At 68.6% G+C, this 12861-nt stretch carries 14 protein-coding genes; 7 read left to right on the forward strand and 7 right to left on the reverse strand.

Annotation, left to right across the window (positions count from 1 at the left end):
• The first annotated feature begins 15 nt into the window (after positions 1 to 15).
• On the forward strand, positions 16 to 537 hold the full coding sequence (locus E1298_RS00315; RefSeq protein ID WP_131888667.1) for a helix-turn-helix transcriptional regulator: 522 nt from the start codon (positions 16 to 18) through the stop codon (positions 535 to 537).
• A gap of 44 nt (positions 538 to 581) precedes the next feature.
• Here E1298_RS00315 and E1298_RS00320 read toward each other — a convergent pair whose 3' ends face one another.
• Positions 582 to 1385: an SAM-dependent methyltransferase gene (locus tag E1298_RS00320; RefSeq protein WP_207944364.1), complete on the reverse strand. Its 804-nt coding sequence runs from the start codon at positions 1383 to 1385 to the stop codon at positions 582 to 584.
• Between the two features lie 303 nt (positions 1386 to 1688).
• On the opposite strand from E1298_RS00320, the gene E1298_RS00325 reads away from it, so the two are divergent.
• Together E1298_RS00325 and E1298_RS00330 are read left to right on the forward strand one after the other, a co-directional pair.
• Positions 1689 to 2051: a DUF2089 domain-containing protein gene (locus E1298_RS00325; RefSeq protein ID WP_131888668.1), complete on the forward strand. Its 363-nt coding sequence runs from the start codon at positions 1689 to 1691 to the stop codon at positions 2049 to 2051.
• 117 nt (positions 2052 to 2168) lie between these two features.
• Positions 2169 to 2594: an SHOCT-like domain-containing protein gene (locus tag E1298_RS00330; protein WP_131888669.1), complete on the forward strand. Its 426-nt coding sequence runs from the start codon at positions 2169 to 2171 to the stop codon at positions 2592 to 2594.
• 71 nt (positions 2595 to 2665) lie between these two features.
• On the opposite strand, the gene E1298_RS00335 is transcribed toward E1298_RS00330, so the two are convergent.
• Positions 2666 to 3079, reverse strand: coding sequence for a DUF1707 SHOCT-like domain-containing protein (locus tag E1298_RS00335; RefSeq protein ID WP_207944365.1), 414 nt, complete (start codon positions 3077 to 3079; stop codon positions 2666 to 2668).
• Positions 3080 to 3339: 260 nt separating this feature from the next.
• Here E1298_RS00335 and E1298_RS47595 point away from each other — a divergent pair, with 260 nt between their 5' ends.
• Together E1298_RS47595 and E1298_RS00350 are read left to right on the forward strand one after the other, a co-directional pair.
• Positions 3340 to 4107, forward strand: coding sequence for a hypothetical protein (locus tag E1298_RS47595; RefSeq protein WP_165975213.1), 768 nt, complete (start codon positions 3340 to 3342; stop codon positions 4105 to 4107).
• Positions 4108 to 4123: 16 nt separating this feature from the next.
• The gene (locus tag E1298_RS00350) at positions 4124 to 5347 is read left to right on the forward strand and encodes a copper amine oxidase (RefSeq protein WP_131888672.1); all 1224 of its coding nucleotides are present in this window, start codon (positions 4124 to 4126) and stop codon (positions 5345 to 5347) included.
• A 128-nt stretch (positions 5348 to 5475) separates the two neighbouring features.
• Here the strand turns inward: E1298_RS00350 and E1298_RS00355 are convergent, their stop codons facing one another.
• From E1298_RS00355 to E1298_RS00365, 3 genes are all read right to left on the reverse strand, one after another.
• Positions 5476 to 5865: a hypothetical protein gene (locus E1298_RS00355; RefSeq protein WP_131888673.1), complete on the reverse strand. Its 390-nt coding sequence runs from the start codon at positions 5863 to 5865 to the stop codon at positions 5476 to 5478.
• A 191-nt stretch (positions 5866 to 6056) separates the two neighbouring features.
• Positions 6057 to 7055, reverse strand: a complete 999-nt coding sequence (locus E1298_RS00360; RefSeq protein ID WP_131888674.1) for an ABC transporter substrate-binding protein — start codon at positions 7053 to 7055, stop codon at positions 6057 to 6059.
• A gap of 125 nt (positions 7056 to 7180) precedes the next feature.
• Complete coding sequence (locus E1298_RS00365) at positions 7181 to 8215, reverse strand: SCO7460 family lipoprotein (protein ID WP_207944366.1); 1035 nt, start codon at positions 8213 to 8215, stop codon at positions 7181 to 7183.
• Positions 8216 to 8479: 264 nt separating this feature from the next.
• Between E1298_RS00365 and E1298_RS00370 the strand changes: the two genes are divergently transcribed.
• Positions 8480 to 9925: a M1 family metallopeptidase gene (locus E1298_RS00370; RefSeq protein WP_131888675.1), complete on the forward strand. Its 1446-nt coding sequence runs from the start codon at positions 8480 to 8482 to the stop codon at positions 9923 to 9925.
• A gap of 34 nt (positions 9926 to 9959) precedes the next feature.
• Here the strand turns inward: E1298_RS00370 and E1298_RS00375 are convergent, their stop codons facing one another.
• On the reverse strand, positions 9960 to 11381 hold the full coding sequence (locus E1298_RS00375) for an MFS transporter (protein WP_131888676.1): 1422 nt from the start codon (positions 11379 to 11381) through the stop codon (positions 9960 to 9962).
• Positions 11382 to 11516: 135 nt separating this feature from the next.
• On the opposite strand from E1298_RS00375, the gene E1298_RS00380 reads away from it, so the two are divergent.
• Positions 11517 to 12500 (forward strand): sigma-70 family RNA polymerase sigma factor, encoded by a 984-nt coding sequence (locus E1298_RS00380; protein WP_131888677.1) that lies wholly within the window; start codon positions 11517 to 11519, stop codon positions 12498 to 12500.
• A gap of 127 nt (positions 12501 to 12627) precedes the next feature.
• On the opposite strand, the gene E1298_RS00385 is transcribed toward E1298_RS00380, so the two are convergent.
• Entirely contained in the window at positions 12628 to 12807 is a 180-nt protein-coding gene (locus tag E1298_RS00385) for a hypothetical protein (protein WP_131888678.1), read from the reverse strand.
• Positions 12808 to 12861: the final 54 nt, after the last annotated feature.

Consider the following 12861-nt stretch of genomic DNA (forward strand, 5'->3'; position numbering starts at 1 on the left):
CGGAGTAGCGGTCATATGGCCAGCCATGCCCGGGACGGCGGGTGCGCCGGGGACGCGCGCGATCCCGCGCCGTACATCGACCGTTGCGATGCCGCCGCCAGGCCGGAGCTCACCTATCTGGAGGAGGCCATCGCCTTCGCGCGCAAGGCGCTGCGTTTCCAGGCGGAAACATTGCGCCTCCTTGAGCAGACCCGGCACCGGATGCTCGCGGAACCGAGCCCGGCCGGGGCGTCGCCCAACGCCCGGTATCCGGACTCAGAGGCACGGCCGCCGGCGGACGACACCGACTACCAGCTCACAGCGCAGGAGCAACGCGTCATCTGGTCCATCGGGCAAGGCCACTCCAACCGCTACATCGCCAAAAGAATGGGCATTTCCGAGAAGACCGTGAAGAACTACGTCTACTCCATCTTCCGCAAACTGGGCGTGCACAGCCGTACCGAAGCCGCCCTCATCGCACTGCGGCGAGGCTGGGTGCCTGTGGAGGGTGCCGCTTCCGAAGGCGCGCCCGATTCCAATGCCGTACCGGGGACGTGACGCCGCCATGCGAGGCAGCCGGCCGCACGCGACGCCTCGGGCCGTCAGTTCTTGACGGCGATGCCGCCGTGAATGGTGACCTGGGCGTCGTCGAGCGCGGCCGCCTCCTGGTCGGGGTGCCAATGGTGGACGGGCACGACGCCCGGGTCGAGGATCTCCAGTCCGTTGAAGAAGGTCTCCACTTCTGATTTGGTGCGGGCGACGGTCGGGATGCCGTGGGCGTTGTAGGCGGCCACCCCCGCGGCCACGACCTCGGGGTTGTTGTCGAGAGTGGTCGTGGACAGCGCCAGGATGCTGCCCGGAGCCAGCGGTTCCATGAGGCGATTGATGATCCGCCGCACCTCGGCGTCGTCGACGATGAAATGCAGGATCGCGATCAGGCTCAGCGCGACGGGCCGGTCCAGGTCCAGGTAATCGCGCAACCGGCCGGACTCCAGGATCGCGTCGGAGTCCCGGAAATCGGCGTCCAGATAGCCCGTCCTGCCCTCGGGGGTGCTGGTGAGCAGGGCCCGCGCGTGGACGAGCACGATCGGATCGTTGTCGACGTAAACGACCCGCGATTCGGGTGCGACGGCTTGTACGACCTCATGCAGGTTCGGGGAGGTGGGCAGTCCGGTTCCGATGTCCAAAAACTGCCTGATGCCGTGTTCGGCGGCGAGATGATGGGCCATCCGGGCCATGAACTTCCGGTTGGCCCGCATGGACGTCGGAAGGTTGGGCCAGTCCTCGACGATGCTCGCCGCCGCCGCCCGATCAGCAGGGTAGTTGTCCTTGCCGCCGAGAATGTAGTCGTAAATTCGGGCCGAATGCGGGATTCCGGTCTGCAGATTCAGTTCGCTGTCGGTCACATCGGTCCCCTGATCCTCCGGCTATCGATAGATCATCCAGCTTAGGCGTTTTCTCTCTCCGGGGCAGAACACCGCACCATTCCGACCGTCCGGACCCGCTGCCGCGCCGGGACGGGACGGGTGGGGCGTGCCGTGCGGGGCCGGACGATCGCCGGGTGCTGCGGCCCGGGGACGCGCTCACCTGGGCGGATACGGATCCTTGAAGATCAAATCAAAAAAATCAATGTTCTCGCGTTGACCGCTTGAGAAAGTCAAGGTACACATGAAGGGCAAGCACGTCGCCGACAGCAAGGGGGGTCGAGGGTGGACTGGCAGGAACTGACGGACCTGACGCACGGACGGCCGTTCGTGGTCGAGCGGGTCCGCCTGGCCGGCAGCGGCGTCGTGGTCGAGGGCCGGTTCGAGCCGCCGCAGTTGGCCCAGCTCAGCGTCAACGACCAGGTGTTCGTCGCCGCGTTCGTGCGGTCACACGGTTCGATCAAGGAAATGGAGCGGATCTTCGGGGTGAGCTACCCGACGGTCAAGTCCAGGCTGAACCGGATCGCCGAGCACCTCGACTTCGTCGACACCGACCCGGCGCCGACCGGCGCCGACGTCGTCGACCGCCTGCGGCGGGGAGAGATCAGCGCCGAGGAGGCGCTGGCCGAGCTGGAGAGGTCCCGATGATCCCGCAACCGGTGACGGTCAGCCATCGCCGCTGTGGGCACTGCCCGGCATCCAGATCGAGCAAGGCCGAACGGTCGTACAGGTAAGCGTGAAATGAGCGAGGGGGAACCGGCAACCATGAACGAGCAGCGCAACCAGATCCTGCAGATGCTGGCCGAGGGCAAGATCACCGCGAGCGAGGCGGAGCGGCTGATCGACGCCCTTGAGCAGCAGCGGCCCGAGTTGCCGCCGACGGTCGCGTCCAGCCCGAAGGCCCGGCCCAAGTACCTGCGCGTGGTGGTGAACGCCAACGACGGCGAGGACGGAACGAGCCGGATCAACATCCGGGTCCCGCTCCAGCTGCTGCGCGCCGGGGTCCGGCTCGCGAGCCTCGTCCCTCCGCAGGCGCTCGCCAAGGTCAACGCGGAGCTGAGCAAGTCGGGGGTGCCGGTCGACCTCACCGACCTCAAGCCGCAGCACCTTGAGGACCTCGTCGACCAGCTCGACGAGATCAGCGTCGACGTCGACGACACCGAGTCCAAAGTGCAGATCTTCTGCGAGTGACGCGGTGCCGAGGTCAACGTCTGCGCGCTGCTCGCCGGAATCGAGCAGCGCGGCCTCGGCCGAGGCCGGCGTCATCGCCGCTGCTCGATGATCTTCGCGTGCAGGAGCGTTCCGGCGAGCTCGATGTGGAGGCGGGGATGGGCGGCGGCATCCTTGGCGCGGAGCTTGAGCTTGGTGAAGTCGAGCGTGACGCGGCACAGTTGCGTGCGAAGGTCGATGCGCGCAGGCACCAGCCAGCGCCCCTCCTGCGCGTACTTGCCGCCCTCCTGCTCGATCACGAGCACCTCTTTGGCCGCGGGCGCGACCGGCAGGTCAGCGGTGAGCCCGGCCAGCTCGCCGAGCGTCCGGGCGGAAAGCGCCCCCTCCAGCCGCGTGTCGAGCTCCTCGGCGCTGAGCCTGCCGTCCCCGCCGGCGACCCGCAGCGCCTCCACGACCCGCTCGCGATCCTCGTGCGACGCGCGCATGTCGGGCAGATCATTCTGCATGGCGACCACGCTAGCAAGGCAGGCCGTCACCGGTAACCGCCACGGACGGCAGAACCGCACCCGGCGCCGTCCGAGATGACCGGCTGATCAGCCGCCCCGCCTAAGGGGCGCAGGCGTCTGACGCCGATGATCGTTTACCGCTTCCCGCCGTCCAGCACAACCCCGCCAGTGGTCCCCTGTGTGGCCGGATCAAGCCACATTTGAGTGGACTTTTCCGACAACCTTCGGGAGGGTCTCGGCTGTCTAAAGATCAAGCACAGATGACCATCAGGGGGGCCGGGACGACCATGAGCAGAAGACCGTCTTCGGGGGGACGCGCGTGGCGCGGCCCCGGTGCACGGATCGCGGCAGCGCTGGCCGGCGTGGGGCTGACGGTGCTCGCGATCTATCAGCTGTCCGATCCGTCCTCACCGGTGAAGGCCGATCGCGACGCGCACGTCCGGGCCCCGCAGGGTGCCGGCCTCGATCCGCTCACCGACCAGGAGATCCAGGAGGCGCAGCGCGCGGCGCTGGCCGATCAGCCGCGCGGGCAGGCGGCCGCCGGACGCCCGCAGGTCGCGTTCGTGAGCGCCAACCGGCTGGACGGGCCGGACGGCGGACCGCGGGTGGCGGACGTCCGGCTGTACGACTACCGCACCGATGAACTGGTCGTGCGGCACGTGGACCTAGCCTCCGGCCGGGTGGTCAAGTCGGAGCGGGCCAAGGGAACGCAGCCGATGGCGAGCGTCGAGGAGCTCCGGCACGCGGTCGGGCTGATCCTGGCCGACGGCCGTCTCGGCCCGGCGCTGCGCGCCTCGTACAAGAACGCCGCCGGCCGCGAACCGTCCTCGGCCGCCGACATCCACACGCGCGGCCACATCTTCCTGGCCCCGCAGGCGGCCGGCGCGAGCAACGCGGCCTCGGTGGCCAAGTGCGGTGACCAGCGCTGCTTCTCGGTGAACCTCAAGCTCCCGAACGGAACCTGGATGGAGACCGGCCGCATCGTCATCAACATGTCCACCCAGCGCGTGATCACCCTGAACCGGTAAGGCGGGAGTGCCGACCATGAAGCCCACTGACCGCCTACGGGGCCGTCTCAAGACCAAGATCGCTTTCGGCTCGGCGGTGACCTGCGCCGCGATGATGTGTGCGGCGGCGCTCGCACCGGGCACGTCCGCCGCCGGGACTACCGCCAAGGCTCCTGCCGCCGACTGCAGCGGCCAATACAAGGTCGACAAGAAGTTGCCGAACGGAGCCCGATGGCAGATCTGCTGGGAGGCCCGCAACGGCGAGGGCCTGCGCCTGCTCAACGTGCGCTACACCCCCAAGGGGAGCGGTGAGATCAAGGTGCTGCGCGACCTGGCGCTGACCCAGGTGCACGTGCCCTACGACGACAACTCTCAGCGCCACCTGGACATGCCGCTGGACCTGGACTACGCGGCGAACCTCCTGCCGCGCGACTGCCCCGGCGGCGAGATCCGCAAGCACAACCGCCGCCCTCTGGTCTGCGTCAACACCCACGGCCGCGGCTACGGATACAAGAAGACCGACATCGACGCCGAGAAGGACAAGCAGCGGCAGTCCAGCGAGCTCGTGCTGTTCGGCGTCTTCGAGGTCGGATGGTACGACTACATCCTGGAATACCGGTTCACCGACGACGGACAGATCACCCCGCGCTTGGGCGCGACCGGCTCCCTCGCCTCCGACCGCACCTCGGCCAAGCACGGCTGGCCGATCGGACGGGGGAACAGCAACTACTCTCCGAACCACTTCCACAACGCGTTCTGGCGCGCCGACTTCGATCTGCAGGGACAGGGCGGCGAGAAGGTCGAACAGTTCGACTTCTCCGGCCAGGGCGCCCTCAAGCGCACGATCCTGCGCAAGACGCTCACCCGGGAGGCCGCGATCAAGCTCGCCCCCGACCGTTTCTGGCGCGTGGTGGATCCGACCGTCAAGAACTCCGACGGGCACCCGATCTCGTGGCAGATCAGCGACATCGCCAGCAGTCAGTTCCGCGGACCCGCGTCGGCCGGCGAGCAGTTCACCCTGTCCGACCTCTATGTCACCCAGCGCAATGCCTGCGAGAAGCTCGCCGCTCAGAACGAGGAGCCGCGCTGCGCCAAGCAGGTGAACAAGTTCGTCAACGGCCAGACGCTGACCGATCCGATCCTCTGGGTGAGCGTCGACTTCCACCACATCCCGCGCGACGAGGACCACGACCCGCTCCCCTCGCACTGGCAGGGCTTCACGATCAGCCCGCGTGACGTGTCCGCCAAGAACCCCTATTGATCGCACCGGTGACGACCGCCTGACCAGCCCGCATACGGGAACCCCCGATGCGGGCTGGTTGGCGCGACCTCGGCACGGACGGAACAGCACCGGCCCAGGACTGGGGACCTACCTCCGGGCGAAGACGGTCAGTCCCAGTTGATGGCGACCTGGGTCAGTTCTTCGTTGTTCTCGTAGACGTAGACGACGGCGTTCACGCCTCTGCCATCGGGCGACTGCGTGAAGTCCAGGGCCTGCCACTGCTCCCCGGCGGCGATGTCGGTCTCCGAGACGACCGTGCGCCCGGTCACGTAGTCGATCTTCACCTTCACATGGCGGTCCTGCGGGCATTGGATCGACCATACGTCGGCGGCTTTGGCCTCCCAGTCGCCGGGTACGGCGACCTCATTTCCGAAGACCGTGGCCTGGCACACCGTGGCGGCCCGGGCCGGGGCCGGGGCGGCCAGGGCCGGGGCGGCCGCCAGTCCCCCTGCTACGGCGGCGGCCAGGGACATTCCGGCCAGGGTTCTAGCACGCATCAACATTCTCCTTCTGGGGTCGGTGTTGATGAACTGTGTTGGCCTTCACAGTTTGCGATCACCGACCCCCAGGCGGTCGACCCCGCCTGCGGGGAGTTATTGGTACAGCTAGCGCGACCACGAGAGGCGCGATCAGCGAACGCGTCGTTTGCGCCTATGAGCCGGAACAGAGCGTCTGCGGGTTCGGAGGCTCAGGTGTCGAGCAGTTCCGGGGTGAAGACATCCTCGATCTTCCACTGCCTGGTCGATAGGCCCTGCTCATAGTGATAGCGCAGGTAGGCGTCAATTGTGGCGTGATTGGCCGAGATGCCGTAGGGCCACCAGTCCTCGGGGAATTCTTCGTGGTTGCGTTCGACCAGGGCGTGCATCCACGGCACCATGGTCTGGATTTGGTAGAGCCTGCGGTTGCGGCGGTAGCGGTCGGCGGCGGTGTCCTTCGCCTCGCAGAACGCGCGGTAAAGGTCGCGTGCGAGGTCGGGACGGTCCCGGAGGAGATCACGCCGGACGACGATCGCGTGCATGATCGGGAAGATTCCGGTGCGCCGGTGGTAGTCGCGCTCCAGCGGCTCGAAGTCGGGGAACAGCCGGGCGGCGTTCGGGGATCCGTCGAGTACGCACTGCGGGACGTTCGCCGAGAACAGGGCGTCGATCTCGCCCGCGTCGAGCATCGAGCTCAGTGTCTTCCCCTCAGGCGCGACGGTCACATCGACGTCGGCCGGATGCGGGTGGGGGATGAAGTCGAAGGGGGCCGCGGGGTGTTCCAGACCGCCGATGACCCAACGGCTCTCTTCGGGTTTGAATCCGTACTCGTCCATCAGGATCCCTTTGGCCCAGACGCCGGAGTCCTGGCCGTAGGTACCGAACTCGCCGATGGTCTTGCCTGCGAGATCACCCGGTCCGGTGATTCCGCTCCGGGTGTTGACGAAGATGCACGAGTGCCGGAATACGCGGTTGGGGAAGACCGGCAGCGCCACGAACGGCAGATCGGTCTCCAGCAGCCGCAGATAGAACGTGAGCCCGAGTTCGGCGACGTCGAACTCGTTCCCGCGGACCAGCCGCTCGAAGATCTCCGGCAGAGTGGCCCCGGTTCTCATCGTGACATCGATGCCGCCGACGCTTATGTCTCCGTCGAACAGCGGTTGCGTCGTGTCGTACCGGAAGCATCCGATCGTGAGTGCGAGGTCGGTCATGGATATCACTCCTTATCGGCTTCTCCCGCTCCCATCATCGGCCGCCGGGGTCGTGCTGTCCAAGGCCGTCTCGGCACGCCTGTCACCGAGCGGATCCGTTGTCGCGGGGACGTTCCGTGCCATCGTTAGTTCGGTGGCAGGCGGAGGGGGCCGTTGCCCTCGCGCACGTTAGGGACGAATTGGAGTTCGCTCACTGGGACGCCCTGTTCGTCGACGGTCACGCGGACGGCGTCGTTGCCGAGGCAGTTGCGGTCGTGCCCGGGGGTGTCGCAGAACAGCACGTATCCGGTGAAGCGATCGACCCGGCCCTGCTCCAGGCGCCATACGCCGTTGTAAGAGGTGACCGTGGCCTGGGGGTGTGTGGCGCGCAGTTGCTCGCCGACGGCCGTCCGGACGCGCCGGCCGAACGCCTGCCGTTCCTCGAAGGGGCGCGAGATCGAGATGCCGGAGGTCACCGGCTCGTCCCGGCCGTCGCGCATGGTGAAGCCCGCGGCGAAGTAGGTCCGCTTGGACAGTGCCGCCTGGAGCTTGCCGGCCGTGAGCCGGGCCAAGGCGGGCGCCTTGGGGTCGCCGGACGGGCGGCCTCGGGCGACGTCTGACCGGACGAGTTTCACGCGCAGGGAGCGGGTGCCGGCCGGCAGGCCGTAGGAGCCGTCCGACTGCGGCGGCGAGCCGTTGGCGGTGAGGGCCGCCGACCACTGGACGGCGCATCGGCCCAGTTCCGCGAGCACGGCCGTGACGTTGTCGTTGGTCAGGTCCGCCGTGACCCATGGTTCGCCGACGGTGGGTCCCAGGCCGATGATCTGATACCCGCACCGTTCGAAGGCGGATCTCATGAGGCGGAACTCGGCGGCCTGCTTCCGGCCGCGCGCGACGGCCTCCGTCAGCGCGCCCTCGCAGGGCTTGCGGTCGCAGAGGGCCTTCTTGCCGTCGATGCGCAGCCGCACCACCGCGTCGGGGTCGTCCCGCACCGCGAAGGTGACCTCCGATCCGTTGGTCTCCGGGAACAGCGTGCGGGCGCCGATCAGCCTGAGCTGTCCCGGATAGAGCCGCTCGGCCAGTTCGGTGGCGCGCTTCTTGTCGTTGCCCGTGCCCAGCGCGCATCCGCCGGCCAGCAGCGCGACGAGCGCGAGGCACGAGCCCAGCGTTGAGTTCCGCAACCTCGCCCTGCTCGATCTGCCCATCATGGTCCTCACTGAGGCTCGCTTCCGATGTGCTTCACGCTAGAGGCCGGTTCGCATGAGGCGGATGGGTGCGAGTACTCACTCGGGCACCGGCGGCGTACTCAACTCGTCCGCGATGCCGATCCCTGGGCGCGCTGATCATTTTCGGGCCGGACGGTCGACATTCCTCGCCGGGCGAGGTAATGATCTTGTTGAGAGTTCCGAGGGTGCTCCCCCGCCTTCGACCGGAGAGGACTTTTCATGGCGTTTCCCAGGTCCGTGCACCGGCTTCCCCTGGCGGTCGCCGTGGTGGGCGCCGCGGCGTTCGGGCTGCTCACACCCGCCGCGGCCGCCGACGTCCGGTTCGAGCCCGGCGCGGCCGGGCTCGGCGATCCCTACTTCCCCGACCTCGGCAACGGCGGGTACGACGTCGCGCGCTACCACCTGAAGACCGCCTACGACCCCGGCACCGACCAGCTCACCGGCACGACCACCATCACCGCCACGGCCACCCAGAACCTGTCCCGGTTCAATCTCGACCTGTACAAGTTGAACGTGCGGTCGGTGCGCGTGAACGGCGCCGAAGCCTCGTTCGCCCGCACCGGCGTGCGCGAACTGGAGATCACGCCGCGCAAGGGGCTGCGGAAGCGGAGCCCGTTCACGGTGATCGTCCAGTACGACGGCGTCCCGGAGACGCTGGGCGGACCGGTCGTGTTCGACCTGCCGTACGGGTTCCTGCACACCAGGGACGGCGCCACGATCGTCTCCGAGCCCGACGCCGCCTCCACCTGGTTCCCGGCCAACGACCACCCGCGCGACAAGGCGCTGTTCACGATCGAGACGACCGTGCCGCGGGGGCTCAAGGCGATCGCCAACGGCCATCTCGTCAAGCGGTGGAGCGCCCGCGGCAAGGACACCTTCCTGTGGCGGGAGGACCGGCCGATGGCGACCTACCTGGCGACCAGCTCGATCGGACGGTTCAACGTCTCCACGACGACCACCGCCACGGGCATCCGGCAGCTCGACGCGGTCGACCCGGAGGTGGCGTCGGACCCCGACTCGCTCAGCACGCCGCGCAACACCACGCGGGCGACCGACGAGCTGGCCGGCTACTTCGGCGCCTACCCGTTCACCAGCACCGGCTCCATCATCGAGAACAATGCCGTCCCGCCGCTCAGCATCGAGAACGCGCTGGAGACCCAGACCCGTCCCACCTACCAGAAGCAGCCCGTCGAGAAGGGCGTGGTGCACGAGATCAGCCACCAGTGGTTCGGCAACAGCGTCTCCGTCCACCGCTGGAAGGACGTCTGGCTGAACGAGGGCTACGCGCTCTGGACGGAGAAGTACTGGGCCGAGAAGCACGGCGGCCAGCCCGCCCAGGTCTCGTTCCAGCAGATCTACGACAACCCGCCGCCCATACCGCCGGACCGGCCCGCGTTCTGGGACATCGTGGTCGCCGACCCGTCCCGGGACCAGATGTTCCACCGAGCGATCTACTTCCGCGGCGGCATGATGCTGCAGGCGCTCCGGCAGAGGATCGGCGACGAGCGGTTCATGCGGCTGACCCGCACCTGGCTGGCGGAGAAGAAGTACGGCACCGGCACCACCGAGGAGTACGAGGCGCTCGCCGAGAAGATCTCCGGGCAGGATCTCGACCCGTTCTTCAAGGTGTGGATCCACACTCCGGGCAAGCCCGGCCCCTGGTGATCACCACCCGGGACCGGCGCTCGCCCCACTCGGCTCAGCGAGTCGCTTCGTGGGCCGGCCGGGGTACGGGCGGCACCGGGGCCATCCGGGCCGCCCGGTTCGGTCCGGGAATGAACAGGCCGGCGAACGCACCGGCCAGGGACAGCGCACCGCTCACGGCGATGGCGGGTGCGAAGCCATCCGAGAAGGTCCGCGCGGTGCCGTAGCCGCCCTTGGCGCTGAATACCGCGGCAAGGACCGCCACGCCGAATACCGCGGCGATCTGCCGCAAAGTGTTGAGGACGCCGGACGCCTTGCCTATCTCCTGCGGCGCGACGGCGTTGATGACCGAGGTCTGCGCGGCGGGCATCGCCATGCTGACCCCCGCGCCCGCGATGACCATGGGCGCGATCAGCTGCGAATACGCCAGGGACGGTTCCGCGATCAGCCCGATCCATCCCATTCCAACGGCCTGGAGGGTCAGTCCGGCGACGGTGAGGGGACGGGCTCCGACCCGGTTCACCAGTGCCCCCGCGGCAGGTGCCACCACGGTCACCGTCGCCGTCCAGGCCATGAGGTGGAGTCCGGTGGCCATCGGCCCGTCCCCCAAGCCCGTCTGGAGGAACTGGGCCATGAAGAACAGCGAGCCGTACAGCGACGCGTACATGAAAAGCGCGGCGGCGTTGCCCGCGGAGAAGCCGCGCGAGCGCAGCAGCCGCATCGGCACCATCGGTCGGCGGACGCGCAGTTCCCAGGCGACGAACGCCGCCAGCAGCACCGCCCCGGCCGCGAGCGCGCCGTCCACCTCGAACGCGCCCCAGCCCGCTCCGTCGGCGCGGATCAGGCCCCAGACCAGCCCGAGCGCGCCGCCGGTCACCAGGACCACGCCGCCGAGGTCGAAGGAGGCTCCGGCGCCGCGGCTCTCCGGGACGCGCCGGAGCACCAGCGGGATGACCACCAGGCCGATCGGCACGTTGAGCCAGAAGATCCATTGCCAGGCCAGCCCCTGGGTGACGATCCCGCCGACCACCGGACCGGCCACCACCGCCAGCCCCGTGAGCCCGGCGAAGACCCCCAGGATCCTCGCCCGCCGCTCCGGCGGGAACCCGTTGCTCAGCAGTGCCATCGCCAGCGGCATCACCAGCGCGGCGCCGCTCCCCTGGACGGCGCGGGCGACGATCAGCCAGCCGATGCCGGGGGCCATCGCGCAGGCGGCCGAGGCCGCCGTGAAGAGGGCCAGCCCGCCCACGAACATCCGCCTGCGCCCGAACCGGTCGCCGAGCGCGGCCCCCGTCATCAGCAGTACGGCGAAGCTCAGGTTGTAGGCGTTCACCGTCCATTCGAGTTGTTCCATGGTGGCGGACAGATCCAGCCGGATCCTGGTCAGCGCGGTCGCCACCACCGTCGCGTCCAATGCCACCATCAGCGACGCCGCCGCGGTCAGGCCGAGCAGCCAGGCGCTTGTCCTCTGGGCCATGCGCGTTCCTTGGGGTTCTCGGGTGAACGTCTTTCACCGATCACCTGTACAAACCGGCCGGGCCGCGAGATTCAGCGGGCGGAAGCCGACGACTTCGGACACCGCTCCCGGTCAGTACATGGGGAGGTGCGTCCTATGAAGACCGATGAGAGAAATGCGGGGGCCGAGGAGTTCGCGCGGCTGACCGATCCGTACCGGCGCGAACTGCTGGCCTACGGCTACCGCATGCTCGGTTCCGTCCACGATGCCGAGGACCTGGTCCAGGAGGTCTACCTGCGCGCGTGGCGCTCGTACGCCACGTTCGACGGGCGGGCGTCGCTGCGTACCTGGATGTACCGGATAGCGACCAACGCGTGCCTGAACGCCTTGGAGCACAGCAGCCGGCGGGTGCTGCCCTCCGGCCTCGCCGCGCCGTCGGAGGATCCGACGCCGACAAGCCTGCGGGCACCCGAGGTGACCTGGCTGGAACCCTTCTCCGAAAGGCTGATCGGCCGCGTGCCGGAGGATCCCGCCGCGATCGTGGCGGCGCGGGCGGGTCTGCGGCTGGCGCTGATCGCGGCGCTGCAGTACCTGCCGGGCAGGCAGCGGGCCGTGGTCATCCTGCGCGACGTGCTGGCCTGGCCCGCGGCCGAGGTCGCCGAGCTGCTCGGCATGACCGGCGCCGGCGTGAACAGCACGCTGCTGCGCGCCCGTTCCCGCCTGGAGCGGCTCGTCCCGGCCAGTGACGAGATCATAGAGCCGGACGAACCGGCGCAGCGCGAACTCCTCGACCGGTTCGCCATGGCCTTCGAGGCCGTCGACGTCCCCGCCATCACCCGTCTGCTCACCGAGCAGGCGACCTGGGAGATGCCGCCCGTCCCCCAGTGGTTCACCGGCCGGGACGCCATCGGCCGGCTGCTCACCGCGCGGCTGTCCGCCGTCCCCGGCGGCCCCCGGCTCGTGCCCACCCGCGCGAACGGCCAGCCCGCCTTTGCGATGTACCTACCCCAGCAGGACGGCCTTCTGCGCGCACATTCCATCCAGGTGCTCACCGTCACCCGCTCGGGCATCGTCCACATCTCAAGCTTCATCGACGAGACATTGTTCGGCTACTTCGGCCTTCCTCTCGTCCATGAGTGAGCACACGCCCGGTTCTGGAGCCAGGTGACCGGTTACCCGGGCTGGTGTCGCGTCCGCGGTGGCGGCCCGAACCGCCGGCGCGGGGGATGGGCCCCTTGAACGGGCTCATCCCCCGACGCCGTGTCGGTCAGCAGACCTTTACGGCCTGGGCGTTGCCGAGGAGTGAGATCGGCAAAATGACATTGACGACGTTGTTGAGCGCCCCCTGGTTGCACTGGATGCCGCCATGCGGGTGGTGGCCGTGATAGCCCGGATCCTCCGTTGCCATCGCCGTGGCCGCGGTCCCCGCCACGGTCGCGACCGTCATCGCAACCGTGAGAACCAGTCGCGTGCATCGAGTCATGAGTTTTCTCCCCCTCTG

The sequence above is a fragment of the Actinomadura rubrisoli genome, from assembly GCF_004349215.1.
Taxonomy (GTDB): Bacteria; Actinomycetota; Actinomycetes; order Streptosporangiales; family Streptosporangiaceae; genus Spirillospora; species Spirillospora rubrisoli.

Coding starts and splice junctions, on each gene's coding strand:
- E1298_RS00315 (WP_131888667.1), top strand. CDS start 16: ATGGCCAGCCATGCCCGGGACGGCGGGTGCGCCGGGGACGCGCGCGAT.
- E1298_RS00330 (WP_131888669.1), top strand. CDS start 2,169: ATGAACGAGCAGCGCAACCAGATCCTGCAGATGCTGGCCGAGGGCAAG.
- E1298_RS00335 (WP_207944365.1), bottom strand. CDS start 3,079: ATGCAGAATGATCTGCCCGACATGCGCGCGTCGCACGAGGATCGCGAG.
- E1298_RS47595 (WP_165975213.1), top strand. CDS start 3,340: ATGACCATCAGGGGGGCCGGGACGACCATGAGCAGAAGACCGTCTTCG.
- E1298_RS00350 (WP_131888672.1), top strand. CDS start 4,124: ATGAAGCCCACTGACCGCCTACGGGGCCGTCTCAAGACCAAGATCGCT.
- E1298_RS00355 (WP_131888673.1), bottom strand. CDS start 5,865: ATGCGTGCTAGAACCCTGGCCGGAATGTCCCTGGCCGCCGCCGTAGCA.
- E1298_RS00360 (WP_131888674.1), bottom strand. CDS start 7,055: ATGACCGACCTCGCACTCACGATCGGATGCTTCCGGTACGACACGACG.
- E1298_RS00370 (WP_131888675.1), top strand. CDS start 8,480: ATGGCGTTTCCCAGGTCCGTGCACCGGCTTCCCCTGGCGGTCGCCGTG.
- E1298_RS00375 (WP_131888676.1), bottom strand. CDS start 11,381: ATGGCCCAGAGGACAAGCGCCTGGCTGCTCGGCCTGACCGCGGCGGCG.
- E1298_RS00380 (WP_131888677.1), top strand. CDS start 11,517: ATGAAGACCGATGAGAGAAATGCGGGGGCCGAGGAGTTCGCGCGGCTG.
- E1298_RS00385 (WP_131888678.1), bottom strand. CDS start 12,807: ATGACGGTCGCGACCGTGGCGGGGACCGCGGCCACGGCGATGGCAACG.